This is a genomic window from Burkholderia sp. AU30280, from assembly GCF_020420125.1.
In the GTDB taxonomy this organism is placed as follows: domain Bacteria; phylum Pseudomonadota; class Gammaproteobacteria; order Burkholderiales; family Burkholderiaceae; genus Burkholderia.
In genome coordinates, this window is record NZ_JAIZRY010000002.1 from 130,806 (window position 1) to 157,308 (window position 26,503).

Annotated in this window: 23 protein-coding genes, 1 other RNA gene and 1 pseudogene; 15 read left to right on the forward strand and 10 right to left on the reverse strand. The window is 66.8% G+C overall.

The window, feature by feature from the left end:
* Positions 1-176: 176 nt before the first annotated feature.
* From LGN17_RS04720 to LGN17_RS04745, 6 genes are all read left to right on the forward strand, one after another.
* Entirely contained in the window at positions 177-1,130 is a 954-nt protein-coding gene (locus LGN17_RS04720) for a LysR substrate-binding domain-containing protein (protein WP_226195358.1), read from the forward strand.
* A 276-nt stretch (positions 1,131-1,406) separates the two neighbouring features.
* A complete protein-coding gene (locus LGN17_RS04725) occupies positions 1,407-2,693 on the forward strand; it encodes a Glu/Leu/Phe/Val family dehydrogenase (protein ID WP_175955703.1) in 1,287 nt (428 codons plus the stop codon).
* A gap of 250 nt (positions 2,694-2,943) precedes the next feature.
* Positions 2,944-3,837, forward strand: coding sequence for a glutamate/aspartate ABC transporter substrate-binding protein (locus LGN17_RS04730; protein WP_226195359.1), 894 nt, complete (start codon positions 2,944-2,946; stop codon positions 3,835-3,837).
* An 84-nt stretch (positions 3,838-3,921) separates the two neighbouring features.
* Positions 3,922-4,662: an amino acid ABC transporter permease gene (locus tag LGN17_RS04735; protein ID WP_226195360.1), complete on the forward strand. Its 741-nt coding sequence runs from the start codon at positions 3,922-3,924 to the stop codon at positions 4,660-4,662.
* A complete protein-coding gene (gene gltK / locus LGN17_RS04740) occupies positions 4,662-5,339 on the forward strand; it encodes a glutamate/aspartate ABC transporter permease GltK (RefSeq protein ID WP_175971343.1) in 678 nt (225 codons plus the stop codon). Before LGN17_RS04735 ends, gltK begins: the two co-directional genes overlap by 1 nt.
* Complete coding sequence (locus tag LGN17_RS04745) at positions 5,336-6,061, forward strand: amino acid ABC transporter ATP-binding protein (protein WP_011350949.1); 726 nt, start codon at positions 5,336-5,338, stop codon at positions 6,059-6,061. Before gltK ends, LGN17_RS04745 begins: the two co-directional genes overlap by 4 nt.
* Positions 6,062-6,153: 92 nt before the next feature.
* On the opposite strand, the gene LGN17_RS04750 is transcribed toward LGN17_RS04745, so the two are convergent.
* Positions 6,154-11,424 carry an autotransporter outer membrane beta-barrel domain-containing protein gene (locus LGN17_RS04750; RefSeq protein ID WP_226195361.1) on the reverse strand — a complete coding sequence of 1,757 codons (5,271 nt, stop codon included), beginning with the start codon at positions 11,422-11,424 and terminating at the stop codon, positions 6,154-6,156.
* Between the two features lie 641 nt (positions 11,425-12,065).
* Positions 12,066-12,977 (reverse strand): class II glutamine amidotransferase, encoded by a 912-nt coding sequence (locus LGN17_RS04755; RefSeq protein WP_226195362.1) that lies wholly within the window; start codon positions 12,975-12,977, stop codon positions 12,066-12,068.
* A 205-nt stretch (positions 12,978-13,182) separates the two neighbouring features.
* On the opposite strand from LGN17_RS04755, the gene pyrC reads away from it, so the two are divergent.
* The 3 genes and pseudogenes from pyrC to rnpB all read left to right on the forward strand — a co-directional run bounded on the left by pyrC (position 13,183) and on the right by rnpB (position 14,938).
* Positions 13,183-14,247, forward strand: coding sequence for a dihydroorotase (gene pyrC / locus LGN17_RS04760; RefSeq protein ID WP_226195363.1), 1,065 nt, complete (start codon positions 13,183-13,185; stop codon positions 14,245-14,247).
* Positions 14,248-14,260: 13 nt separating this feature from the next.
* A pseudogene (locus LGN17_RS04765) lies at positions 14,261-14,514 on the forward strand (DUF3025 domain-containing protein); the annotation flags it as partial.
* 12 nt (positions 14,515-14,526) lie between these two features.
* An RNA gene (gene rnpB, locus LGN17_RS04770) (RNase P RNA component class A) lies at positions 14,527-14,938 on the forward strand.
* A 68-nt stretch (positions 14,939-15,006) separates the two neighbouring features.
* Here the strand turns inward: rnpB and LGN17_RS04775 are convergent.
* A complete protein-coding gene (locus LGN17_RS04775; protein ID WP_081436573.1) occupies positions 15,007-15,471 on the reverse strand; it encodes an OsmC family protein in 465 nt (154 codons plus the stop codon).
* Between the two features lie 410 nt (positions 15,472-15,881).
* Positions 15,882-16,184 (reverse strand): DUF1090 family protein, encoded by a 303-nt coding sequence (locus LGN17_RS04780; protein WP_226195364.1) that lies wholly within the window; start codon positions 16,182-16,184, stop codon positions 15,882-15,884.
* A 311-nt stretch (positions 16,185-16,495) separates the two neighbouring features.
* On the opposite strand from LGN17_RS04780, the gene rplM reads away from it, so the two are divergent.
* The 3 genes from rplM to erpA all read left to right on the forward strand — a co-directional run bounded on the left by rplM (position 16,496) and on the right by erpA (position 17,918).
* Complete coding sequence (gene rplM / locus LGN17_RS04785) at positions 16,496-16,924, forward strand: 50S ribosomal protein L13 (protein ID WP_009687896.1); 429 nt, start codon at positions 16,496-16,498, stop codon at positions 16,922-16,924.
* 11 nt (positions 16,925-16,935) lie between these two features.
* Positions 16,936-17,328 carry a 30S ribosomal protein S9 gene (gene rpsI, locus LGN17_RS04790; RefSeq protein WP_011883283.1) on the forward strand — a complete coding sequence of 131 codons (393 nt, stop codon included), beginning with the start codon at positions 16,936-16,938 and terminating at the stop codon, positions 17,326-17,328.
* 218 nt (positions 17,329-17,546) lie between these two features.
* Positions 17,547-17,918: an iron-sulfur cluster insertion protein ErpA gene (erpA, locus tag LGN17_RS04795; protein ID WP_011350956.1), complete on the forward strand. Its 372-nt coding sequence runs from the start codon at positions 17,547-17,549 to the stop codon at positions 17,916-17,918.
* Positions 17,919-18,031: 113 nt separating this feature from the next.
* On the opposite strand, the gene LGN17_RS04800 is transcribed toward erpA, so the two are convergent.
* Positions 18,032-19,180: an anhydro-N-acetylmuramic acid kinase gene (locus tag LGN17_RS04800; protein ID WP_226195365.1), complete on the reverse strand. Its 1,149-nt coding sequence runs from the start codon at positions 19,178-19,180 to the stop codon at positions 18,032-18,034.
* 142 nt (positions 19,181-19,322) lie between these two features.
* On the opposite strand from LGN17_RS04800, the gene tyrS reads away from it, so the two are divergent.
* Genes tyrS through LGN17_RS04815 form a run of 3 tightly spaced genes read left to right on the forward strand, consistent with a single transcriptional unit; the run spans position 19,323 to position 21,705 of the window.
* Entirely contained in the window at positions 19,323-20,564 is a 1,242-nt protein-coding gene (gene tyrS, locus LGN17_RS04805) for a tyrosine--tRNA ligase (protein ID WP_039361454.1), read from the forward strand.
* Complete coding sequence (gene dtd / locus LGN17_RS04810) at positions 20,561-21,019, forward strand: D-aminoacyl-tRNA deacylase (protein ID WP_011350959.1); 459 nt, start codon at positions 20,561-20,563, stop codon at positions 21,017-21,019. Before tyrS ends, dtd begins: the two co-directional genes overlap by 4 nt.
* 23 nt (positions 21,020-21,042) lie before the next feature.
* Complete coding sequence (locus LGN17_RS04815; RefSeq protein ID WP_175955722.1) at positions 21,043-21,705, forward strand: histidine phosphatase family protein; 663 nt, start codon at positions 21,043-21,045, stop codon at positions 21,703-21,705.
* Positions 21,706-21,764: 59 nt separating this feature from the next.
* On the opposite strand, the gene LGN17_RS04820 is transcribed toward LGN17_RS04815, so the two are convergent.
* The 5 genes from LGN17_RS04820 to ruvC form a co-directional block, all read right to left on the reverse strand.
* Positions 21,765-22,892 carry a ParB/Srx family N-terminal domain-containing protein gene (locus LGN17_RS04820; protein WP_226195716.1) on the reverse strand — a complete coding sequence of 376 codons (1,128 nt, stop codon included), beginning with the start codon at positions 22,890-22,892 and terminating at the stop codon, positions 21,765-21,767.
* Positions 22,893-23,044: 152 nt separating this feature from the next.
* Positions 23,045-23,998, reverse strand: a complete 954-nt coding sequence (locus tag LGN17_RS04825; RefSeq protein WP_175955723.1) for an oxygenase MpaB family protein — start codon at positions 23,996-23,998, stop codon at positions 23,045-23,047.
* Positions 23,999-24,022: 24 nt separating this feature from the next.
* The gene (gene ruvB / locus LGN17_RS04830) at positions 24,023-25,093 is read right to left on the reverse strand and encodes a Holliday junction branch migration DNA helicase RuvB (RefSeq protein WP_175971332.1); all 1,071 of its coding nucleotides are present in this window, start codon (positions 25,091-25,093) and stop codon (positions 24,023-24,025) included.
* 119 nt (positions 25,094-25,212) lie between these two features.
* A complete protein-coding gene (ruvA, locus tag LGN17_RS04835) occupies positions 25,213-25,794 on the reverse strand; it encodes a Holliday junction branch migration protein RuvA (RefSeq protein WP_175955727.1) in 582 nt (193 codons plus the stop codon).
* Between the two features lie 154 nt (positions 25,795-25,948).
* A complete protein-coding gene (gene ruvC, locus LGN17_RS04840; RefSeq protein WP_175971331.1) occupies positions 25,949-26,491 on the reverse strand; it encodes a crossover junction endodeoxyribonuclease RuvC in 543 nt (180 codons plus the stop codon).
* Between the last annotated feature and the right edge of the window lie 12 nt (positions 26,492-26,503).

Here is a 26,503-nt window from a genome sequence, read left to right on the forward strand (position 1 = left end):
ACCATCGGCGCGGGACAATCCCGGTCGCGCGCGGCCGGCGGGTGCTGCCGCGTGCGGACACCGCGCCGGCGCCCGTTCGCGGCGGGGCGCCGGGCCGCTCGCCGCACCGCCGGCCGGGCCGGCGCGCCGGTAGAATGCAGGCTTCTTCCCGACCGCCGCCCGCCGCGCCCGCCTGCATGGAACTGAAATGGCTCGAAGACTTCGTCTCGCTCGCGGAAACGCGCAGCTTTAGCCGGTCCGCCGAGCTGCGGCACGTGTCGCAGCCGGCGTTTTCGCGGCGCATCCAGGCGCTCGAGGCATGGCTCGCGACCGAACTGATCGATCGTTCGGTCTATCCGACGCGGCTCACGCAGGCCGGGCAGATCTTCTACGAACAGGCGCTGACGATGCTGTCGCAGGCGCACGAGGCGCGCACGCTGCTGCGCGGCCATGTCGGCGCGCCGGTGCCGACGATCGAGTTCGCGGTGCCGCACACGCTGTCGCTCACGTATTTCCCGCGCTGGCTGCAGCGGATCGAGGCGAAGATGGGCCAGGTCCACACGCGGCTGCGCGCGCTGAACGTGCACGACGCGGTGCTGTCGCTCGTCGAGGGCGGCTGCGATCTCGTGATGGGCTACCACCACCCGAGCCATCCGGTCGCGCTCGACCCGGCGCGCTACGACATGCTGATCCTCGGCAGCGAGCCGATCAGCCCGTTCTCGGCGCCGGGCCGCGCGGGGCGGCCGCGCTATACGCTGCCCGGCACGGCCGACGCGCGCGTGCCGTACCTGTCGTATACGCCGAACGCGTATCTCGGCCGGATGACGGAAGTCATCGTCGCGAATGCGTCGACGCCGCTGTTCCTCGATCGCGTCTATGAAACCGACATGGCCGAAGGGCTGAAGGCGATGGCGCTCGCGGGCCACGGCATCGCGTTCCTGCCGCACAGCGCGGTCGAGGATTCGGTCGCGGGCGGCCGCCTGATCCGGCTCGACCGGTCGGTGCGCGGCGGCGCGCATCCGTTCACGCTGACGATGGAGATCCGGCTGTACTGCGACAAGCTCGCGCTGCAGGGCGACGATCCGCGGCAGAAGCTCGTACGCGCGCTGTGGGACGTCGTGCGCGACGAACTGCGCGAAACCGCGGGTTAACCGTGGGCGGTTAACCGCGACCGCGCGGGCCGGCCGGCTGTCGTCCAGCTTGCGCCGCCTGTCGGGTGGCTGTCCGCTAGCCCTCCCGCATCCTGGAAACACGACTTTTCACGCACGCGATGCACGATCGATCGCGTGCGTTCTTGCGCAAATCGACTGCGGATTTGCGAAAAATCGCGATCATGCAAGAAACGCATAATCGAATAAGCAAACGGCATTGGATAAAAAAAACGGGTTTTTCGACAATGTGCGCACCTGTTGACCGTTGGAGCATCCATGTCTTCGCAATTGCAGTCCATCCCGTCCTACCTGCACGCCGACGATCTCGGCCCGTGGGGCAACTACCTTCAGCAAGTCGATCGCGTCGCGCCGTACCTCGGCTCGCTGTCGCGCTGGCTTGAAACGCTGAAGCGCCCGAAGCGCATCCTGGTCGTCGATGTGCCGATCGAGCTCGATAACGGCACCGTCGCGCACTTCGAAGGCTATCGCGTGCAGCACAACGTGTCGCGCGGCCCGGGCAAGGGTGGCGTGCGTTACCACCAGGACGTGACGCTGTCGGAAGTGATGGCACTGTCCGCATGGATGTCGGTCAAGAACGCGGCCGTGAACGTGCCGTACGGCGGCGCGAAGGGCGGTATCCGCGTCGACCCGCGCAAGCTGTCGCGTGGTGAGCTCGAACGCGTGACGCGTCGCTACACCAGCGAAATCGGCATCATCATCGGCCCGAACACCGATATTCCGGCGCCGGACGTCAACACCAACGAACAGGTGATGGCGTGGATGATGGATACCTTCTCGATGAACCAGGGCCAGACGTCGACCGGCGTCGTGACCGGCAAGCCGATCGCACTCGGCGGTTCGCTCGGCCGCAAGGAAGCAACGGGCCGCGGCGTGTTCGTCGTCGGCTGCGAAGCGGCGAAGAAGAAGGGCCTCGAAATCGCGGGCGCACGCATCGCGGTGCAGGGCTTCGGCAACGTCGGCGGCATCGCGGCGAAGCTGTTCCAGGAAGCGGGTTCGAAGGTGATCGCGGTGCAGGATCACACGGGCACGATCTACCAGCCGGCCGGCCTCGATTCGAACAAGCTGCTCGACCACGTCGCCCGCACGGGCGGCGTCGCGGGCTTCGAAGGTGCGGAGCCGATGCCGAATGACGAGTTCTGGACCGTCGAAACCGACATCCTGATCCCGGCGGCACTGGAAAACCAGATCACCGAGAAGAACGCAGCGAAGATCCGCACGAAGATCATCGTCGAAGGCGCGAACGGCCCGACGACGACGGCGGCGGACGACATCCTGACCGCGAACGGCGTGCTCGTGATCCCGGACGTGATCGCGAACGCGGGTGGCGTGACCGTGTCGTACTTCGAATGGGTGCAGGATTTCTCGAGCTTCTTCTGGACGGAAGACGAGATCAACCACCGTCTCGAGCGCGTGATGCGCGAAGCGTTCTCCGGCGTGTGGGCAGTCGCGGAAGAGCACAAGGTGTCGGTGCGTACGGCAGCGTTCATCGTTGCGTGCAAGCGCATCCTGATGGCGCGTGAAATGCGCGGCCTGTACCCCTGATCGGCGGTTGCCGATTTCAGATCGGTTGACTACGATCAATCCATGACGCAATCCATCCGGTTGCGTGCATGAACCCTCGCGGGCGGTGCCGAATCCGGCACCGCCCGCGTGCGCATTCAGGCGCCGGAAGGGGGGCGAAGCCGGGAGGAAGGCTTCGCGCGGCGCGATTCGCCGTGCGGTAAACAACCAGTACTTTCAAAAATATTACTTTGATACACTGGCGCGGGTTTTAGCCAAGGAGATGACCAAAATGAAATACCAAAAGGCAGTCCTGATGTTCGCGGCGCTTTGCGCGTTCGCAAGTGGCGCACATGCTCAGGAGACGGGCACGCTGAAGAAGATCAAGGACACGGGCGTGATCGCGCTGGGACACCGCGAGTCGTCGATTCCGTTCTCCTACTACGACGAAAAGCAGCAGGTGGTCGGTTATTCGCGCGACTTCCAGATGAAGGTGGTCGACGCGGTGAAGAAGAAGCTGAACCTGCCGAACCTGCAGGTGAAGAACATCCCGGTCACGTCGCAGAACCGCATTCCGCTGGTGCAGAACGGCACGGTCGACATCGAGTGCGGCTCGACGACCAACAACACCGAGCGCCAGCAGCAGGCCGCGTTCTCCGACACGATCTTCGTGATCGGCACGCGCCTGATGACGAAGAAGGATTCGGGCGTCAAGGATTTCGCGGACCTGAAGGGCAAGACGGTCGTGACCACCGCCGGCACGACGTCCGAGCGCCTGCTGCGCAAGATGAACAACGACAAGCAGATGGGCATGAGCATCATCAGCGCGAAGGATCACGGCGATTCGTTCAATACGCTGGAGTCGGGCCGCGCGGTCGCGTTCATGATGGATGACGCGCTGCTCGCGGGCGAACGCGCGAAGGCGAAGCAGCCGGGCGACTGGGTGATCGTCGGCACGCCGCAATCGGAAGAGGCGTACGGCTGCATGATGCGCAAGGGCGATGCGGACTTCAAGAAGGTCGTCGACGACGCGATCTCGCAAGTCGAGAAGTCGGGCGAAGCCGCGAAGATCTACACGAAGTGGTTCGAGAACCCGATCCCGCCGAAGGGGCTGAACCTGAACTTCCCGTTGTCCGATTCGATGAAGAAGCTGTACGCGAACCCGAACGACAAGGCGCTCGACTGAGCACACGGCCGTTGATGCAGAAATGACGCTAATGAGACGGAAGAGGCCCCGCTTCTTCCGTCTCTTTTTGCTGGAGTCTTGCCCATGTCTTACCACTGGAACTGGGGCATCTTCCTGAGCCCCGTGTCGACCGGCGAGCCGACGACTTATTTCGGATGGCTGATGTCCGGCTTCTGGGTGACCATCGAAGTGTCGCTCGTCGCCTGGGTCATCGCGCTGATCGTCGGTTCGCTGTTCGGCGTGCTGCGCACGGTGCCGAACAAATGGCTGTCCGCGATCGGCACCGTGTACGTGTCGATCTTCCGGAACATTCCGCTGATCGTGCAGTTCTTCGTCTGGTATCTCGTGATACCGGAGCTGCTGCCTGCGTCGATCGGCACCTGGATCAAGCAGTTGCCGCCCACCACGCAGTTCTTTACCGCGTCGATCATCTGTCTCGGCTTGTTCACGGGCGCGCGCGTGTGCGAACAGGTGCGCTCGGGGATCAACGCGCTGCCCAAGGGCCAGCGCGCCGCCGGCCTCGCGATGGGCTTCACGCAATGGCAGACGTACCGCTACGTGCTGCTGCCCGTTGCGTACCGGATCATCGTGCCGCCGCTCACGTCGGAATTCCTGAACATCTTCAAGAACTCCGCCGTCGCGTCGACGATCGGCCTGCTCGACCTGTCCGCGCAAGCGCGCCAGCTCGTCGACTACACCGCGCAGACCTATGAGTCGTTCATCGCGGTCACGCTCGCGTACGTGCTGATCAACCTCGTCGTGATGGCGTTCATGCGCTGGATCGAAGGCCGTACGCGGCTGCCCGGCTATATCGGAGGCAAGTGATGCATCAGTTCGACTGGAGTAGTATTCCCGGCGCGCTGCCGACGCTGTGGACGGGGGCCCTCGTCACGTTCCAGATCACGCTGATCGCGATCGTGGTCGGGATCGTCTGGGGCACGCTGCTGGCGCTGATGCGGCTGTCGGGCGTGAAGCCGCTCGCGTGGTTCGCGCAGGGCTACGTGACGGTGTTCCGCTCGATCCCGCTCGTGATGGTGCTGCTGTGGTTCTTCCTGATCGTGCCGCAGCTGCTGCAGGGCGTGCTCGGGTTGTCGCCGACGATCGACATCCGTCTCGCCTCGGCGATGGTCGCGTTCTCGCTGTTCGAAGCCGCGTATTATTCCGAGATCATCCGCGCCGGCATCCAGGCGGTGCCGCGCGGGCAGGTGAACGCCGCGTTCGCGCTCGGCATGAACTACGCGCAGGCGATGCGCCTCGTGATCCTGCCGCAGGCGTTCCGCGCGATGGTGCCGCTGCTGCTCACGCAGGCGATCGTCCTGTTCCAGGATACGTCGCTCGTGTACGTGATCAGTCTCGCCGACTTCTTCCGCACGGCGGCCAACATCGGCGATCGCGACGGCACGACCGTCGAGATGGTCCTGTTCGCCGGCGCATGCTATTTCGTGATTTGCTCGTTGGCGTCTGTTCTCGTCAAGAGTCTCCAGAAAAAGGTCACACGATGATTTCCATCAAGAACGTTTCCAAGTGGTACGGCCAGTTTCAGGTCCTCACCGACTGCACGACCGAGGTCAAGAAGGGCGAAGTGGTCGTCGTGTGCGGCCCGTCGGGTTCGGGTAAATCCACGCTGATCAAGACCGTGAACGGCCTCGAGCCGTTCCAGCAGGGCGAGATCCTCGTGAACGGCCAGTCGGTCGGCGACAAGAAGACGAACCTGTCGAAGCTGCGCTCGAAGGTCGGGATGGTGTTCCAGCATTTCGAGCTGTTCCCGCACCTGTCGATCACCGAGAACCTGACGCTCGCGCAGGTCAAGGTGCTCGGCCGCGGCAAGGACGAGGCGAACGAGAAGGGCATGAAGCTGCTCGACCGCGTCGGCCTGAAGGCGCATGCGCACAAGTTCCCGGGCCAGCTGTCGGGCGGCCAGCAGCAGCGTGTCGCGATCGCGCGCGCGCTGTCGATGGATCCGATCGCGATGCTGTTTGACGAGCCGACGTCCGCGCTCGACCCCGAGATGATCAACGAAGTGCTCGACGTGATGGTCGAACTTGCGCAGGAAGGGATGACGATGATGGTCGTCACGCACGAGATGGGCTTCGCGAAGAAGGTCGCCCATCGCGTGATCTTCATGGACAAGGGCGCGATCGTCGAGGACGACCGCAAGGACGATTTCTTCTCGAATCCGAAATCGGAACGCGCGAAGGACTTCCTCGCGAAGATCCTGCACTGAGCGTTCGCGCGCGTCGGCGCCGCATGCGCGCCGATACGAAAACCGCCCGGCCGAGCGCCGGGCGGTTTTTTTTCGTCCGCCGCCAGCAGGCGTTACCAGCTGTAGCGGTAGCCGACCTGCCCGACGATGCCGCGCCGGTAATCGCCGCCGATGTTGCGCGCGATCTTCGCGTTCGCGTACAGCTCGCCCGACTTGCCGAAGCCCGCGGTCACGCCGACGCCGAGCTCGTACCACGTGCGGCCGAGATGCGTGGCGAACGGTGTGCCGCCGACGACGGTCTGGCCCGGCGACAGGAAGTCGTGCAGCACGTCGGCCGTGAAGTACGGCGTGGCGGCACCGCTGCCCGAATCCGACTGGAGGTTCGGCCGGAAGATGCGCACGCCGACGCGGCCGCGCAGCGCGTTCGTCGTCGTGCCCGATACCGCCGACACGTTGTCGTTGAAGCCGTTCAGCTTCAGGTACTGATACATCAGCTGCGCCTGCGGCTCGACCGCGACCGGCAGCGCGCCGATGGCGAACGGCTTGCCGACTTCCTGCGACAGCGCGACGCCGAAGCCGTTCTGCGACGCCTCGTTGCCGTAGCTGTCGCGATAGCGGTTGCCGTAGTGCGTGACCTGCCCGACGCTGTCGAAGTACGTGCCGTCGGACCGATACTTCGTCCAGTAGCCGCCGATGCTCTGCGCGTGCATTTCGACCGAGCCCGTCGAGGTCGACAGGTTGGCCGAATCGGCGCGCGCCATATCGCTGAAGCTTGCGTTCGATACGCCGATGCTGGCCGTCACGCCCGCATGCGTGCTGCCGCCGCCGTTCGGCGCCTGGTCGAGTGTCCAGTCCTTGCCGAACTGCGCGAAGAACGTGCGCTCGTCGGCCGCGAAGCGGCCCGCGTTCGCGTCGAGACTCTGGCCGCCGATGCGCCCCCACACGCCGTCGCGATTGCCGGGCTGCTGCTTTTCGAGGTTGGTGATGTCGCCGACGCGTTCGTGCAGCTTGCCGAGCGTCGAGAAGCCGTAGTCGGCGTTGAGCAGCGGCGTGAGTGCATAGCCCGAGACACCGGGGCGATACGCGAGCGGGCCGCCGTTGTTGCCGTTCCCGGTGTTGCCGCCGTCACCGCCGCCGGACGGGTGGATCGGGTCGCCGGGGTCCGAGGGATCGAGTTGCGAGCGCAGGTACCAGCCGTTCGCGTCGCCTTGCCCGCCGCGATAGAGCCGGTATTCGTACGCGCCCGCCTGCACGGGGCCCGCGAGCTGGAATGCCGATGCGGTGGTCGTGCCGCCGTTGGCCGTGACGACCACCGGAATCCCGTCGCCCTTCGTCTGCGCGCCGGTGCCGGCCGTGTTGGCGATCTTCAGGCCCGTCGTGCCGCTCGCGGCGCCGCCATTCACGATCACCTGATCGGTTGGCGACGCGTCGGCGCCGAGGAACGTGTTGAGCGCGATCGTGCCGCCGTTGCCGACGTAGCTGCCGGTCGTCAGCGTCTTGTAGCTGCCCGCGAGCGTCGGCGAACCGGTCGGTGCGGCGAATGCGACGAGGCCCGCGTTGTTCAGGCTGCTCAGCACGGAGCTGCCCGTCATGCGCCACGTGCTGGTGTTGTCGACGGTCAGCGCGACCGGATCGATCTTGCCGGTCAGCGTTGTGCCGTTCGCAAGGAACACGTTGCCGGCGCTCGATGCGTCGGAGACGATGTCGCCGGTGAGGTTCACGGCCGATGCGGTGAAGGTGGCGTTGCTGCCGTTCGACAGGTCGAGCAACGTGCCATTGCCGGCCGTCACGACCGTGCCGTTGCGCACGGCGATGTCGGCCGTGCCGCCGCGCACGGCGAAGGCCGGCCCGGTGGCGGACGTGATGCTGCCGCCGTCGACGAGTACCGAGCTCGTCGCGCCGTTTGCGAGCGTATCGGACGCCAGTATGCCGGCCGTCGCGCCCTTGAGCGTCGTGCCGGTCAACGCGAGCACGCCGCCGCTGTCGGCGGTTGCGCCGTTGCCGGCGGCGCTGGCGACCGTCGAGCCCGTATCGCCGATGGCGCCGCCGTTCTGCGCGACGAGGCCGTCGGCCGCCGTGCCGGCCGTGGTGATCTTCGCACCCGACAGCAGTGCGGTCGCGCCGCCGGTCGTCACGATCGCGGCCGAACCCGCGCCGGTCGTCGCGACGGTCGTGCCGTTGGCCGCCAGCGTCGAATCCGCGCCCGACACGAAGAAGCCGCGCGCGTTGTCGCCGGTGGTGCTGACGACGGTCGCCGCATCGGCTGCGATGCGTGCGCCGGCGCCCGTCGACGACAGGCCGTCGGCGCCGCCGCCGGTCGTGCCGATCCGCGTGCCGGACAGCGCGATCGTTGCGTTCGTCCCCTGGTTGTCGATCCCCTTGCCCGAGCCGCCGGCCGCGATCGACGTCGCGCCGGCCGCGAGCCCGCCGCCCGTCACGGTCGAGTCGATCAGCACGCCGTCGGCGCGGCCGTTCGCGATCACGGTGCCGGCGCCCGACAGCGCGACCGATGCGCCGGTGCCCGTCAGGTGGACGCCCGCGGTCCCATCGTCAGCTTCGATCGAGCCTGCGTTGGCGAGCGTCGCCGACGCGCCCTGGACGAGCGCGCCGGTGCCGTCGGAGACGCGGATCGTCGACATGTTGTTCACGGTGCCGAGCGTGCCGATCGCGACGCCCGTCGAGCCGGCACCCGTCAGCAGCACGGTGTCGCGATTCTCGAGCGTGCCGAGGTTTTGTGCGACGAAGCCCGTCACGCCGGCCGTCGACGACGTGACGGCGGCGTGGTTGGTCAGTGTCGTCGCGACCGGTGCGCCGGCATTGGCGCCGGCGAGGTCGTGCGCCTGGCCGTCGACGACACCGGCGATCGCACCGGCCGCGTTCAGGTTGATCGTCGCGCCCGCGTCGATCGTGCCTTGCGCGCCGCCTTCGACCGCGATCGCGATGCCGTTCGCGCCGTTGACGTTGTAGGTTGCGTTGCCGGTCGACAGCACGGTGCCGGCATCGGTCGCGAGCACGCCGTGCGCGCGCTGGCCGTTGACGTCGGTCGTCAGCGCGCCGGCCATCGACGTGCCCGTGTAGGCCGCGCCGCCCGCGACGCGGAACAGCGTCGAATCGTCGGTGTCGACGCTGACGTGCTGCGCGGCAACGTTGATCTTCGAGCCCGCGCCATAGGCATAGAAGCCGATCTGGTTGGTGCCCGACATGAACGCGGGCACGGCATTGGCGCCGACGTCGATCGTCGCGCCCGAACGTGCATGCACGCCGATCGCGCCGGCGCCCGTCAGGTTGAGCGCACCGTCGAGCGTGGCTTTCGCGAGCGGCCCCTCGGCCCACACGCCGTAGTTGCGCGTGCCCGAGGCGGGATCGAGGCCGCCGGCCACGTTGATCGTGCCGGTCGAGGTCGCGGCCGTCGCGGTCGTGCCGGTCCCGACGACCATGATGCCGATGCCGTTGACGCCATTCAGCGTGATGGTGCCGGTGTTGGTCACGGTCGCGGCCGTGTTCGCCGCGAGCATGCCGACGTTGGCGAGCGGCGTGCCGGACGCCGCACCGTTGACGACGATCGCGCCCGCGTTGTTCAGCGTGCCGGACGACGAGCCGATGCTCGCCAGCGCGGCGCCGTTCTGCGTCTGCGAGCCGATCACGATCGTGCCGAGGTTGCTCGCGGTGCCCGATGCGCCGAGCAGGATGCCGTACGCGTGCGCGGACAGCGCGACGTCGTTTACGGCTTCCGGCGCACCGGCATCGTACTGGGCTGCGCGGCCGAGGTAGATCGTGCCGCCGGCTTCGTTCGTGAAGCTGCCGCCGGCGACGAGGCCGCCGATCACCTGGCTGTCGAGCGTCGTCGCGTTGACGCCGACGTTGATCGTGCCGGCGTTCGATGCGCTCGCGCCGTCGGTCGCGGCCACCGCGTAGTTCTGCAGGTCGAGCCGGTTGCGGATGAGATCCCATGCGCCGACGTTCATCACGCCGTTGTTGACGAACGTGGTGCCCGCGCCGTTTGCGTACACGCCGCTGCCTTCGACGTACGTGTCGAGGCCGAAGTTGTCGGGCCGCGCGGCGCCGCCCGTGCCGACGTTGTCGCCGATCGTATAGCCGGACGAAATCGAACCGTTGTTGACGCCGCTCGCGCCGCTCAGCAGGCGCACCAGCGTAAAGTCGCCCGACAGGCGTCCGTCGTTGATGAAGTGCGCGCCGTTCTCCGCGATGACGGCGGCGCTCGCATCGATCGTGTTGGAGCCGCGGAAGTCGATCTGGCCGTCCTTGCCGATGTGCAGTGTCGCGTTCGCGCCCGTGCCGTGCATCACGGACGGGTAGTTTCTGGGCAGCGCGTTCTTGTCGCCGGGCGACACGTCGTTCGCATACTCGAAGGTCTGCGGGGAGAGCGTCACGGCCTGGCCGAACGCGTTGTCGTAGGCGGCCTGCGAGCCGAGCGCGCCGTTCTCGACCGAGCGCACGAGAAAGTTGTTGTATGCGGCGAGCGACGCGGCGTCGGTGACGGTCCACGTGCTGCCGTCGAACGCGGTGAAGGTGCCCGCGTAGGTCGGCACGTCGAGCTGGACGCTGCCGACGGGGCCGCCGCTCGCGAGATAGTCGCCGGTGATGAACCAGATCTGGTTCCGCGAATTCCAGTTGATGACGCTCGGTGCCGAGCCGGTGCCATCCGCGTAGGCGAGGTCGGTCTGCTTGGCCGCGATCGTCATGACGTTGCCGGCCGCCGTGGGCGCGTTCGCCGGGTTGCCGATCGATATGTCGAGCGTGCCGCCCGAGTTCTCGACCGTGCCGATCCGCGTGTTCACGTACTGGTTGCCGTTCACGTCGTGGTAGACCTGCACGATGGTCGAGCCTGCGACCGACGAGGTGAACGCGGACGAATCGTAGGTGGCGACCGACGTGCGGCCGCCCGTGATCGAATCGGGGGTGCCGATGCTTTGCGTCTTGCCGCCGAGCGTCAACAGCGGCTGATTCGGGTTGCCCGAAATGATGGACGTGTTGCCGAGCGGCATCGGCGTGTAGCCCATGTCGCCGGTCGCGCCGGTCCATGGGCCGGTCAGGCTGACCCGGTCACCGCCCGACACGGTCGTGGCGCCGACCAGGTTGTCGTTGACGGTCGGACTGAAACTGCCGAGCGTGCAGGTGCCGCCGCTCGCGACGGCCGCGCCGCTGCCGCACGTCGAGGCGTACGCGGAGCTGGCCGACAGCGCGGCCAGCGCGGCGCCGACTGCCGCGATGCGAAGCGAGATCCGGCGCGTTGTCGCGTGTGCGGCGCGGCGGCTCGCGCGGGATGAGCTACCCGAACGTTTGCCGCGCGCCCGTGCCGTTTCCGCAACCGCGACCCAGCAGCCGGTGGTCTCGCTCCATATCGATCGAAATGAGTGATTCACGACAAGCCCCTCTCTCTTGTTTTGATGTGGTTTTCACCGCGGCGCAGTGAAATCGCATTCCGCGGTGGAGAATGGCGTGAATGGGGTGCGGCGGCCGTGGCCGTTTCTCCGCCAATCGCAATTCGTTACACCGAGGATGGGCGGAGTCTATTGATCGGGCCGGTGGTTGATTGTCGGGAAGCTAACAAATGCGGCAATCATGCCGTTTTCACCGGGTATTTTTTGGTTATGTGGTGAATCGAACTGAAAGCCCTGATGGATAAGGATTTGGCGGGCTTGAGCGATGCGAGGACGCGATTGCTGGATCGGTGATGTGGCGTACGGTTTGCGCCGGATTGGCGCGTTAAAATGCGGTTCCCCGGATTATGGGCAGACTGGGCGTCGCGTTTTGTTTTCTGTCTTTTGATTATTTTCGTTTGAAAATAAATCAAATCGGACAAATGTCGTGCGGCGTCGCTTTGATATGCCGGACTGTGATTCGGATGAAGCGAGGCCGGTGCCGGGGTGGGCCATTTGCTCCGACGGCAAGCGTTGCCATCTCGCCTGCGCGCGAAGCCACCGCCGCGATAGGACGCGGCGGGCCATCGACTTGCCGCGCAGCGGCGAAAAGGTGAAGGGAAGAGGGCGCGGGCGTGCCGGGCTCAGAAGTCGATCGCGTCGTCGGAATCGACTTCGGCGGCAGTGGCGAGCGCCTCGCGGGCGCCGCGCGGTGCCGACGCCGATGCGTCGAGCGCCGGATTGCGCAGCTTTTCTAGCACGCGTTCGGGCACCGGGATCCGCATCCGCGCGGCGACGTCGCCGCACTGGAACATGATCAGCTCGCCCGGCTCGAACGCGGTCCAGACCTCGTTGTCGGTGAGCGGCTGTGTCGCGATCACGGCGACCCGATCCTCGGGCGTCGTGTATTTCGCGAAGTCGATCGACAGGTCTTCGTCGACGAGGTGCGCCGTCGAGAACGGCCAGCGCCGCACGAGGTAGTGCAGCCGCGTCGAGCAATGCGCGAACAACGCCTGGCCGTTCGACATCAGGAAGTTGAACACGCCGTGATCGGTGATGCCGCGCGTCAGCTCGCCGACGCGCTCGAACAATTCGGGCAACGGCGGCTGCGCGCCGGGGAACGCTTCGCGCAGCCCCTGCATCAGCACGCAGAACGCCTGTTCGCTGTCGGTCGTGCCGACCGGATGATAGACGCTGCCGTCCATGTCCGGTGCGTAGTCCTGCAGGTCGCCGTTGTGCGCGAAGATCCAGTGCCGGCCCCACAGCTCGCGCATGAACGGATGGCTGTTCTCGAGCAGGATGTGGCCTTGCGTCGCCTTGCGGATGTGCGCGATCGTATTCTTGGACTTGATCGGGTAGCGCTTCACCATTTCGGCGATCGGCGACGTGGCCGAGGCCTGGTGATCGATGAACAGGCGGCAGGCCTTATCCTCGAAGAACGCGATGCCCCAGCCGTCGGCATGGTGATCGGTGAGCCCGCCCCGGGCCGCGAAACCTGTGAAGGAGAATGTGACGTCCGTCGGCGCGGCGCAGTTCATTCCTAAGAGTTGGCACATTTTACTTGGGGCAGCAGGCTGAGGCGGGGGGTAACGAACCGGGCGAACCCCGGTACAATGCGGCTTCTAGCATATCACCGAGCCCTGAGCGGTAAAAAGCGGATTCCGCCGGCCGAAGGCCCCGTGTTGCGGTTTGCCGTCAGTCGGCCCGCGCACGCGCGATCCGGCCCCGCCGATGGCCCGACCGTTCCTCACGACGCCTCCTATGACTGCCTCCAACGCTTCCTCCCCGGCGACGCTTTCGCTCGCCCGTCCCGACGACTGGCACCTGCACCTGCGAGACGGCGACATGCTGGCCGCCGTGCTGCCGCACACCGCACGCCAGTTCGGTCGCGCCATCGTCATGCCGAACCTGAAGCCGCCGGTGACGACCACCGCGCAGGCGCAGGCCTATCGCGAGCGCATCCTCGCCGCGCTGCCGGCCGGGATGACGTTCGAACCGCTGATGACGCTGTACCTGACCGACAACACGCCGCCGGACGAGATCCGCCGTGCGCGCGAAAGCAGCTTCGTGCACGGCGTGAAGCTGTATCCGGCAGGCGCTACGACGAATTCCGACCACGGCGTCACCGATCTCGCGAAATGCGCGAAGACGCTCGAGGCGATGCAGGAAACCGGCATGCCGCTGCTCGTGCACGGCGAGGTGACCGATGCGTCGATCGACTTGTTCGACCGCGAGAAGGTCTTCATCGACCGCGTGATGACGCCGCTGCGCCGCGATTTCCCGGGCCTGAAGGTCGTGTTCGAGCACATCACGACGAAGGACGCGGCCGACTACGTGCGCGACGCGGACGCGGCGCCCGGCCTGCTCGGCGCGACGATCACCGCGCATCACCTGCTGTACAACCGCAACGCGCTGTTCGTCGGCGGGATTCGCCCGCATTACTACTGCCTGCCGGTGCTGAAGCGCGAGACGCATCGCGTCGCGCTGGTCGAGGCCGCGACGTCGGGCAACCCGCGCTTCTTCCTCGGTACCGACAGCGCGCCGCATGCGCGCGACGCGAAGGAAGCCGCGTGCGGCTGCGCGGGCTGCTACACGGCGCTGCACGCGCTCGAACTGTATGCGGAAGCGTTCGATCACGCCGGCGCGCTCGACAAGCTGGAAGGCTTCGCGAGCTTCTTCGGTGCCGATTTCTACGGGCTGCCGCGCAGCGCCGAGACGGTCACGCTGCGTCGCGAGGCATGGGAACTGCCGCGCGAGATTTTCGCGGGCGATACGCCCGTCGTGCCGCTGCGCGGCGGCGAGACGATCGGCTGGAAACTGGCGTGACCTTCATGCCGCCGCACACACGTGTGGCATCGAAGTGAGTGCCGACTATTTTCGTGGTCCGATGCGCAACGCATCGCGGATGTCGACCCGCGCGTTGCGGCCGAGCGCGCGGCGCGCACACTGACGGGCCGCGCGTTCGCATCGCTCCCCGGGCTCGGCGTGCCGGGTTGGCGCGACGCGAATGCCGAGGCCGCGTTCTACGCCGATCCGGCCGTGTTTTGCAGCGGCCGCCGCTCGCGTGCTGCCGGCGGCGGCGCGCAGTGCTAGAATGCGCGTCGCAAAGCAGGCTAGGCAGTCGCGGCCTCGCCGCCTTCGGGCGCGCGGGGGCGAGGAAAGTCCGGACTCCACAGGGCAGGGTGATGGCTAACGGCCATCCGTGGCGACACGCGGAACAGGGCAACAGAAAGCAAACCGCCGATGGCCCGGCGCAAGCCGGGATCAGGTAAGGGTGAAACGGTGCGGTAAGAGCGCACCGCGGCGACGGCGACGTTCGCCGGCACGGTAACCTCCACCCGGAGCAATTCCAAGTAGGCAGGCGCGCATTTTCGGATGCAGGACGGGGCCCCCGTCTCGTCTGCGGGTAGGAAGCTTGAGCGCGTCAGCAATGGCGCGCCTAGAGGAATGGCTGCCACGCGTTGCGTGCTTCGGCGCGCGGCGTGCACAGAATCCGGCTTATCGGCCTGCTTTGCCGTTCGAATGTGAAAAGGCCGGCGTCTCCCCATGGAGCGCCGGCCTTTTTCGTGCGCGCTCGCCGCGCGTTCAGGCGGCGACGATGTCGAACGAGTGCGTGAGTTCCGCCGTCTTTGCGATCATGATGGACGCGGAGCAATACTTGTCGTGCGACAGGTTGATCGCGCGCTCGACCGTGGACGGGTTCAGGTTGCGCCCGGTGACGGTGAAGTGGAAGTGCACCTTCGTGAACACCTTCGGGTCTTCACTTGCGCGCTCGGCCTTCAGCGTGACCGAGCAGCCGCTGACTTCCTGGCGGCTCTTCTTCAGGATCAGCACGACGTCATAGGCCGTGCAGCCGCCGGTGCCGAGCAGCACCATTTCCATCGGGCGCGGCGCGAGGTTGTGGCCGCCGCCTTCGGGCGCGCCATCCATCGTAACGAGGTGGCCGCTGCCGGTCTCGGCGGAAAACGCCATGCCGTCCTGACCCATCCAGCTTACTTTGCATTCCATGCTTGCACTCCAGCGTTGCCTGATTCGGATTCGATCCGGCATTGTAGCCCGCTGCGCAACGGTCGGCTGATGCGCTGCACGACGCGCAATGCCGGCGCCTCGCGCGTGGCGCGCTGGACGGCCAATTCCCTCTCGTATTTAGGGGTTTTGCTCTAGAAGAGGGCGGTTACTGAACCTGACCGCCGGGATCAGATGATTGATTTTAAAGGGAAAACACATTTTTCAAACGCGCCGCGAGAAATTCCGCATTATGGTGTTTGATTTCGTAATGCAAATTTTCTTGTGAAGTCGGCGGCGCGTTTGTATAATGAGCCTCACTGGTTGTCGCGCTGCGGCAACCTCCGAATGTCTCCTCCACCCTCCTCCTATGGTGGATTAAGCCCGAACCAGCCGTTCGGGCTTTTTTTCGTCCCATGCAAGCATCGGCGCGCGGCTTGCGCGCCTCGGCATCGTTACACCGGCTGCTTTGCGGCCGGCTGAGATGTCGCGCCGCGCGGCGTGCCGGGCGAGCGTGCTTCAGGTGCCGGCGCGTGGACGGCCGACGCATGGCCCCCGCGTGCGCAGAAGTGGCGGACGCGTTCGCGCACTGCGCGCAGGCGGGCGACGCGATCCTCGGCATGGGCGGCGCGGGCTTCGGCAATGCGCGTATCGAGTGCGTCGAGCTTGGCTTCGCAGTCGGCGCGGGCGGCGACGGCAGGCGCCGCGGCGGCCAGCAGCGCGGCCGCAAGGAAGGACGTAAGTCGTTGATTCATCATGCTTGTTTGTTGTTTTCCGTATTCGGCCGGTCTGGCGCGGGAAGGTCATGCGCCGCGCTTCGATGGGTGCCTCCCCGGGCGCTCGGTTCGCCTGGCTTGTCGGGCCACGAACGGATTTTGGCCCATTTCGGCCGCCTTGGGCACGGGAAGCGGATTCCCTTTGACCGCGTTGCCGTATTTCCTTTATAATTCAGGGCTTTTCCGCATTCATGCCCACGGAAAAAGAACAGGGAGAGCCTGCACCGCGCCTCGAAGCGCACACAGACAAGCAGGAAGAACACATCGGGCAAAGCAATTTTTTTGGATCGATCATGAAGACGTTTTCCGCAAAAGCCCATGAGGTGACGCGCGAATGGTACGTGATTGACGCGACGGATAAGGTTCTCGGCCGTGTTGCCAGCGAAGTGGCACGCCGTCTGCGCGGCAAGCACAAGCCTGAGTTCACCCCGCACGTCGACACTGGTGATTTCATCATCATCATCAACGCAAGCAAGTTGAAGGTCACGGGCAACAAGACTCTGGACAAGAAGTACTACCGTCACTCGGGTTACCCGGGCGGTATCTATGAAACGACGTTCGGCAAGATGCAAGAACGCTTCCCGGGCCGCGCGCTCGAGAAAGCGGTCAAGGGCATGCTGCCGAAGGGCCCGCTCGGCTACGCAATGATCAAGAAGCTGAAGGTCTACGCTGAAGCGACGCATCCGCACTCGGCTCAACAGCCGAAAGCGCTCGAGATCTAAGGGGAGCCCACATGATCGGTAACTGGAACTACGGTACGGGCCGCCGCAAGAGCGCAGTCGCACGTGTCTTCATCAAGGCTGGCAAGGGCGACATCATCGTCAACGGCAAGCCCATCGCTGACTACTTCTCGCGCGAAACGTCGCTGATGATCGTGCGTCAACCGCTGGAACTCACGAACCACGGCCAGACGTTCGACATCAAGGTCAACGTCAACGGCGGCGGCGAAACGGGTCAGGCAGGTGCAGTGCGCCACGGCATCACCCGTGCACTGATCGACTACGATGCGACGCTGAAGCCGTCGCTGTCGAACGCAGGCTTCGTCACGCGCGATGCACGTGAAGTCGAGCGTAAGAAGGTCGGTCTGCGCAAGGCACGCCGCGCCAAGCAGTTCTCGAAGCGTTAATTCCGCTTCATGGCCTCGCCGCTCCCGGGCGGCGTCCGCCGGAAAAACCGCCAGCGTTCGCGCTGGCGGTTTTTTTATGTCCGTTTCCAGGCGCGTGCCGCCGCGGCCCGCGCGGGCGCGTTTGATGAAATCGACAAGAACCTATTGATTTCATGGACATCAGCACGATCTTCTGATCGGCCCTACAATAGCGGCTAAAGCTTTTTGGAGAGTTCGCAATGAACGCTGTTACCGAATCCGCAGCAACGACGGCCGAAATGCCGGTTCCGTTCGTCTTCACCGACGCCGCGGCCGACAAGGTCAAGCAACTGATCGACGAAGAGGGCAATCCCGACCTGAAGCTGCGCGTGTTCGTGCAGGGCGGCGGCTGCTCCGGCTTCCAGTATGGCTTCACGTTCGACGAGGAAGTCAACGAGGACGACACCGTGATGAACAAGAACGGCGTCCAGCTCCTGATCGACTCGATGAGCTACCAGTACCTGGTCGGCGCCGAGATCGACTACAAGGACGATCTCAACGGCGCCCAGTTCGTGATCAAGAACCCGAACGCGAGTACCACCTGCGGGTGCGGCTCGTCGTTCTCGGTCTGAGCGCACGCCAATTCCGCGCCGGTTCGCCGGAATGAAAAACGGGGCTTCATGCCCCGTTTTTTAATGCCCGCGCGCAATGGCGATGCGCCGCCCGCCGTGCGGCAGGCGTCGCGTCAGCGCGGATAGAGCGCGCCGAGCACGCGGTTGCCGGCCGCCCCGGTGACCGTCGCGAGATTGCCGGGCTGGCGTGCGGCGAAGCGGTACGCGAGCCAAGCGAATGCGAGCGCTTCGACCTGCTGCGGCGGCACGCCGAGCGCGGCCGTCGTATCGACCGTGGCCGGCACGCCGGCCGCGTGCAGCGCGTGCCGGAGCGCGTCGAGCAGCACCGGATTGCGTGCGCCGCCGCCGCATACGAACACGGCCTTGCAGCGCGCCGCGTGCTGCGCGATCTCGCGTGCGACCGACACGGCGGTGAGCGCGGCGAGGGTCGCCTGCACGTCCTCTGGCGCGACCTGTGCGAACGCGGCGAGCTTCGCGTCGAGCCATGCGGGATTGAACAGGTCGCGCCCGGTGCTTTTCGGCGGTGGTGCGGCGAAATACGGCTCGTCGAGCAGCGCGTCGAGCAGCGGCGCATGGACGGTGCCGCGCGCGGCGAACTTGCCGCCGTCGTCGTATGGCTTGCCGAGATGGCGAGTCGCCCATTCGTCGAGCAGCGCATTCGCGGGGCCGCAGTCGAAGCCGCGCACGTCGCCGCCTTCGCCGGGCAGGATCGTGATGTTGCTGATCCCGCCGAGATTGCAGACGACGCGCGTCTCGCCCGGGGCGCCGAACACCGTGGCATGGAAGGCCGGCGCGAGCGGCGCGCCATGGCCGCCTGCCGCGACGTCGCGGCTGCGGAAATCGGCGATCACGTCGACCTGGGTCAGCTCGGCGAGCAGTGCCGGGTTGTTGATCTGGCGTGTGTAGCCGCGCTCGGGGCGATGGCGCACGGTCTGGCCGTGCACGCCGATCGCGCGGATCTCGTCGCGCGACAGGCCGGCCGTGCGCTGCAATTCGTGGCAGCATACCGCATAGCGCGTGACCAGCGCGTTTGCCGCGAGCGACTCGCGGTCGATTTCGTCATCGCCGGGCTGCTGCAGTGCGAACAGCGCGTCGCGCAGCGATTGCGCGAAGCCGACGAACGCTTCCGCGAGCACGATCGGCGCCTTGCCGGCCTCGAAACGGACGGCGACGCCATCGACGCCGTCCATGCTGGTTCCCGACATCAGCCCGAAGTAGATGCCGTCGGCCGGATGGGCGTGTTGCGGCTGTCGTTGCGGCACGTTGGGTTCTCCTGGATCGTGCGGCGCGGGCCGGTGCCGCGCGCCTTGCGCCCGATTATCCGCGCAACGTGACGCGCCGTTAAGCGATGGGCGCGCAAGTTATGGGAAAATCCCTGTCTTTGCGACATTCTTCCTGGCACCGATGAGCACCGAACCCAGTTCCAAGCCCGTTTTCCCGATCACCGACGAAGTCCGGCATGCGCTCGCCGTCACGAAGCGCGGCGTCGACGAACTGCTGGTCGAGGAAGAGTTCGCGCAGAAGCTCGCGCGCAGCGCGGCGACGGGCACGCCGCTTCGCATCAAGCTCGGCCTCGACCCGACCGCGCCTGACATCCACATCGGCCATACGGTCGTGCTGAACAAGATGCGTCAGCTGCAGGACCTCGGCCACACGGTGATCTTCCTGATCGGCGATTTCACGTCGCTGATCGGCGACCCGTCGGGCCGCAACGCGACGCGCCCGCCGCTCACGCGCGAGCAGATCGAATCGAACGCGAAGACCTACTTCGAGCAGGCCGCGCTCGTGCTCGACCGCGACAAGACCGAAATCCGCTACAACAGCGAATGGTCGATGCCGCTCGGCGCGGACGGGATGATCAAGCTCGCGTCGCGCTACACGGTCGCGCGGATCCTCGAGCGCGAGGATTTCACGAAGCGCTTCCAGGGTGGCGTGCCGATCTCGATCCACGAATTCCTGTACCCGCTGATGCAGGGCTACGACTCGGTCGCGCTGAACGCCGATCTCGAGCTCGGCGGCACCGACCAGAAGTTCAACCTGCTGGTCGGCCGCGAGCTGCAGAAGCAGTACGGCCAGGAACAGCAGTGCATTCTCACGATGCCGCTGCTCGAAGGCCTCGACGGCGTCGAGAAGATGTCGAAGTCGAAGGGCAACTACGTCGGCATCAGCGAGCACCCGAACGACATGTTCGGCAAGCTGATGAGCATCTCGGACACGCTGATGTGGCGTTACTTCGAGTTGCTGTCGTTCCGCCCGATGGACGAGATCGCCGGCTTCAAGCGCGAGATCGAAGGCGGCCGCAACCCGCGCGATTTCAAGGTGCTGCTCGCGCAGGAAATCGTCGCACGCTTTCACTCGCAGGCCGACGCCGAGCGTGCGCTCGAGGACTTCAACCACCGCGCGAAGGGCGGCGTGCCGGACGACATTCCGTCGGTCACGCTCGCGGGCGCGCCGCTGGCGATCGGCCAGCTGTTGAAGCAGGCCGGCCTCGTGCCGTCGACGAGCGAGGCGCTGCGCAACATCGAGCAGGGCGGCGTGAAGATCGATGGCGCGACCGTGTCGGACAAGGGCCTGAAGGTCGAAGCCGGCGAGTTCGTCGTACAGGTCGGCAAGCGCCGCTTTGCACGCGTCACGCTGACCGCATGATCGCGCTGATCCAGCGCGTGAAGCGCGCCGACGTGCGCGTCGGCGACCGCACGACCGGCGAGATCGGCGCGGGCCTGCTCGCGCTGGTCTGCGCGGAGCGCGGCGACACCGACGCAGCGGCCGACAAGCTGCTCGCGAAGATGCTCGGCTATCGCGTGTTCAGCGACGCCGCCGGCAAGATGAACCTGCCGGTGTCGAATATCGACGGCGAGGGCCGCGCAGGCGGCCTGCTGCTCGTGTCGCAGTTCACGCTGGCGGCCGATACCAACAGCGGGCTGCGGCCGAGCTTCACGCCGGCCGCGCCGCCCGACGAAGGCGCGCGGCTGTTCGACTATTTCGTCGCGGCCGCGCGTGCGCGCCATCCGGTCGTCGAGACGGGCGAGTTCGGCGCCGACATGCAGGTGTCGCTCGTCAACGACGGCCCCGTGACATTCTGGCTGCAAGTGCGGCCCTGATTCTTCCCCGGAGACGCGCCGCGATGGCCACCACGCAGATTCTTTTCATCCGCCATGGCGAGACGGCCTGGAATCGCATCAAGCGCATCCAGGGTCATATCGACATCCCGCTGGCCGAAACGGGCCTCGAGCAGGCGCAGCGGCTCGCCGTGAGGCTCGCGCGTGAGGCGCGTGACGGCGCACGGCTCGACGCGATCTATTCGAGCGACCTGATGCGCGCGCAGCAGACCGCGCAGCCGTTCGCCGACGCGCTCGGGCTTTCGCCGCGGCTGCGAGAAGGGCTGCGCGAACGTTCGTACGGCCAGTTTCAGGGGCACGACAGCGCCGAGATCGAAACGTTGTTCCCCGACGCCTATGCGGCCTGGCAGACGCGCGACCCCGGCTTCGCGCCGGAAGGCGGCGAGTCGCAGCGCGAGTTCTACCACCGCGTGCTGCATGCGCTCGAACCGATCGTGGCCGAGCATCCGGGCGGCCGGATCGCGTGCGTCGCACATGGCGGCGTGCTCGACAGTGTGTACCGGTTTGCGAACGGCATCGAACTGTCGGCACCGCGCAACTATCCGCTGCTCAATACGAGCATCAACGTCGTCGATTACGTCGATGGCCGCGCGCAGATCGTGCAGTGGGCCGACGTGTCGCACCTGGACGCCGCAAGCGACGACGACGGGTACCGCAAGGTGCTCTGAACCCGCAGCCCCGTCCGGCGTCGCCGGCTGGGGCTTTCTTCCTGCGCGGCGCTGGCGGCTTATTGCGGCAGTGCGTGGCGCGTCTTGTAGTCGAGCGCGTACGCGATCTTGCCGGGCTTGTCCGCCGTGATCGGCTGGCGCAGCTTGTCGAATTCTCCCTTGTTGTACTTCTTCCCGCCGTTGATCGCGTCCGCGCGCCCGAGGTCGGCGCCCGTCTTGCCGCCGATCACCGGATCCGTGGCCGCGACCATGCGCGTCGACGCATTCCAGACCGCGTTCAGGTAGCCCGTGTCGGCCTTCGCCGGATCCGGGTCGGTCGTGCCGGCGCGCGTCAGGTCATAGCCGGCGAGCGCGAACGTGCCCGGTTGCGCGCGCAGCCAGTCGGCCCAGTAGAACTCGAGGTAGTCGGTGGCTTGTGCGGGCTTGCTGTAACCGATGTCACGCGTGAAATAGACGAGCGAGCGGTAGCGGTCGTTCGTCATCCCGAGCTTCAGGCCGAGCCCGGTCGGCAGTTGCGCGGTCGTGATCGCGTTGCCTTCGCCGTTCTTGAGGCGCAGATAGCCTCGGCTCTGCATCTGCTGCCAGAACGCGTCGCCCGAGTAGTCGCTGAGGTTCTCCTTGACGACGACGTGCACGTGCAGCGCCGGGCCGCCGTCGGGCGTCTCGTAGTAGGTCGACAGGCCGTGGTGGCCGTCGGTCAAGTACAGCGCATCGCCGTTCGGGCCGATCACGACCGGGTTCAGCACCGAGCGGTCGCGGGCGTTCGCGTCGGTCGTCGTGCACGTGTAGCTCGCGGGCTCGCGCAGCGTCGACCTGGCTGTGTAGCCGCCCGAAGCGACGCCGCCGAGCCCTTCGTCCGCGCAGAAGTCGTCGAATTTCTTGTCGGGCTGCAGTTCGTAGCGGCCGAGCTTGTAGTAGATCTGGTCGTAACCGATTGCGCCCTGCGTCGGGTGGAGGTCGCCGAGCGTCACGTCGATCAGGTCGCCCGCGCGAGCGGCCTTCCACTTGCCCGGTTGCGGCGTGACGGTGGCGGGCGGCGTGGGGGCTGGCGTGGTCGGGGTGCCGACAGAAGGCGTTTGTGCGTCCGAACGCGCGACGGCGGCGACATCGTCGCCTCCGCAGGCGGCGAGGGCGAAGACGGTGAACAGGCTGGCGGCAAGGGCGAAACGGATCGGCAGGCGTGGCATCGCTGGCATCGGGTGTCGGTCGGGTTGGCGGTACACCGCGCGGGTCATGGGCAGGCGCGACGTACGGCGCGTGCGACCGTGCGCGGGTGCAAGCTCGTCAGCTTGTCACAGGTATTTGACAGTAAATTGAAATAGTAAGAGGAAGCGGATCGTCAGGCGGGCGGGGTGCCGTCGGGCGGTGTCGCAGTGGCGCGGCGGCGCGCACGTTTTGACGCGCCGTTCACGAGCGCCCAGCGGAGCACGGGTGCGACGACCCGTATGCCGGGCCGGACCACCGCGCGCCGCAGCGGTGCGAACGCCGACACGCCGAGCATGCGCTGCGCCCACGGCGGCAGCAGGTCGATTCCCGCATGCATCACCAGCGACGCGGCCGGCCGCAGCGCGGGCTTCGCGACCGGCACGTTCAGCAGGATGGACATCACGTCGAACGTGCGCGGCCCGGCCTCGAGCGCGGGCTGCATGCGCGCGAGATAGGCGGCCACCTCGGCACGCGAACGGGGCACCTCGTGTGCGCCGAGCAGTTCGGCGATCAACGCCGTTTCGGCGTAGTAGCGGTCCTGCAACTCGCCCGGCAGCGCCGGATTCACGTAGCGCAGATGCGCGGCGAGGAAACTCGACACTTCCGCAACATGCACCCAGGTCAGCAGCGCCGGATCGTCCGCGCGGTATGGCCGACCGTCCGGCGCGGTACCCGATATGTGCGCGTGGATCGATTTCACGCGCTCGATCAGCGCGAGTGCGTCCGCGCGACTGCCGAACGTCGTCCCCGTGATGAACGTGGCGGTGCGCCGCAGGCGGCCGAGGATGTCGGTGCGGAACGACGAGTGATCCCAGACGCCCGCGAGGGCCAGCGGGTGGAGCGCCTGCAACAGCAGCGCGGCGATGCCGCCCGTCATCATCGACGTGAAGTCGGCATGCACGCGCCAGCAGACGGCATCGGGGCCGAACAGCCCCGGGTCTCCCGGCGGCGAAGAGAGGTCGAGTGACGGGCCGCCGCCGCCCGCTGTCAGGTGCGTGACGCCGGCCACTAGCCGCTTGCGGATGGGCTCGGCCCAGCGCGGGCCCGGCGCGGGTGCGGCAGGGTGGGAGCTGGGCGGTGTCGTCATGGTGGGTGCGGCTCGGGCGACGGGTTACTTCCCGTCGGGGGTATCCCACTCGCCGCGTTCGGTGCGGCCGGTGTCGGGCACGGAAAGCCCGAAGTGGCGATACGTGAGCAGCGTCGCGACGCGACCGCGCGGCGTGCGCTGCAGGAAGCCCTGCTGGATCAGGTACGGTTCGAGGACGTCCTCGATCGTGTCGCGCTCTTCGCCGATCGCCGCGGCGAGGTTGTCGATACCGACCGGGCCGCCGTCGAACTTGTACAGGATCGCCTCGAGCAGCTTGCGGTCCATCAGGTCGAAGCCGACCGGATCGACGTCGAGCATCGCGAGCGCGGCATCGGCGACGGCCGCGGTGATCTGGCCGTCGGCTTTCACTTCCGCGAAGTCGCGCACGCGGCGCAGCAGCCGGTTCGCGATCCGCGGCGTGCCGCGCGCGCGCTTCGCGATTTCGAGCGCGCCGTTCGGATCGATCTGCGCGTTCAGCAGCGACGCCGAGCGCCGCACGATGCGCGACAGTTGGTCGGCGTCGTAGAACTCGAGGCGCGCGACGATCCCGAAACGATCGCGCAGCGGGTTGGTCAGCATCCCGGCGCGGGTGGTGGCGCCGACCAGCGTGAACGGCTGCAGGTCGAGCTTCACGCTGCGCGCGGCCGGGCCTTCGCCGATCATGATGTCGATCTGGTAATCCTCGAGTGCCGGATACAGGATTTCCTCGACGACCGGCGACAGCCGGTGGATCTCGTCGATGAACAGCACGTCGTTCGCTTCGAGGTTCGTCAGCAGCGCCGCGAGATCGCCCGCGCGCTCGAGCACGGGGCCCGACGTCTGGCGCAGGTTCACGCCCATCTCCCGCGCGATGATGTGCGCGAGCGTCGTCTTGCCGAGGCCCGGCGGCCCGAACAGCAGCACGTGGTCGAGCGGCTCGGAGCGGCGCTTGGCGGCTTCGATGAAGATCTCGAGCTGGCCGCGCACCTTTTCCTGGCCGACGTAGTCGTCGAGCTGGCGCGGCCGCAGCGCACGTTCGAACACCTCCTCGTGCGACGAGGCGGGTGAGGCGGCGATGATCCGCTGCTCGGTGGCGAGTTTGTCGGTTTCAATCATGCGGCCATTGTACCGCGCGCCGCTGTCCCGCCTACCTGGCCGAACGGCCGACTGGCGAGCGCCGCGCGGCCGCGCGACACTGGCTTCAACGCACCGGCTGGCGGCGCGTCAAGCGGGCGTTACACCTTCGACAGCGCCTTCAAAGCGAGCTTGATGCCTTCGGATACGCCGGTGCCCGCCGGCACGTTCTTGATCGCGGCGAGGCCTTCCTTTTCGGAATAGCCGAGCGCAAGCAGCGCGTTGAGGATGTCGGTCGCGTGGTCGGACTGCGATGCGGCGCCGGCGAGCGCGCCGAGATCGGCGCCGAGCTTGCCCTTCAGTTCGAGCAGCAGGCGCTCGGCCGTCTTCTTGCCGATGCCGGGCACGCGCGTGAGGCGCGCGGCGTCCTGCATCGTCACGGCCTGCGCGAGTTCCTGCACGCTCATGCCGGACAGCACGGCGAGCGCCATGCGCGCGCCGATGCCGGTGATCTTCAGCAGCTCGCGGAAGGTCGTGCGCTCCTGCGGCGTGAGGAAGCCGTACAGCAGATGCGCGTCCTCGCGGACGATCTGCTGCGTGAGCAGCACGACGCGCTCGCCCGTCTGCGGCAGGTTGTAGAAGGTGCTCATCGGCACGTCGATTTCGTAGCCGACGCCGTTGCAGTCGACGAGCAGGTGAGGCGGGTTCTTTTCGAGCAGGATGCCGGCGATGCGACCGATCATGGATGGCGGGATACGAGGAAGAAAGCGCGAGTGTAGCGCACGCGCGGCGCTATGCCGACGGGATCGGCCATCGGGCCGGGGCGATGCGCGTCGCAAGTGCGTCGCGCGCGGGCGCGGCGGCCAATCCGGCGTGCCGCGTGAGGGCGCGCCGGTGTCAGCCGACCAACCGCCCGCGCCGCACGCGCAGCCCTTTCTTCGCGAGCGCGGGCGCGAGGCCGCCGAGCGCGCTGAGCGTGTTGCCGCCGTGCGCGTGGCAGATCGCCATGCCGAGCGCGTCGGCCGCGTCGGAGCCCGGTTGTCCGGAGAGGTTGAGCAGCCGCGTGACCATTTCCTGCATCTGCGTCTTGGTCGCGCGGCCGTAGCCGACCACCGCCTGCTTGAGCTGCAGCGCCGTGTATTCGGCCACGGGCAGGCCGCCCGCGACGAGGCCGCAGATCGCGGCGCCACGCGCCTGGCCGAGCAGCAGCGTCGACTGCGGGTTCACGTTGACGAACACTTTTTCGATCGCGGCCTGGTCGGGCGCGTGCTCGCGCACGATGGTCGATACGCCCTGGAAGATCGTGCCGAGCCGGGTGGCCAGGTCGGCGGTCGGCGTGCGGATCACGCCGCTCGCAACATACGCGAGCCGGTGGCCGCTGACGTCGATGATGCCGAAGCCGGTGACGCGCAGGCCGGGGTCGATGCCGAGAATTCGCATGGGTAGGGAGAA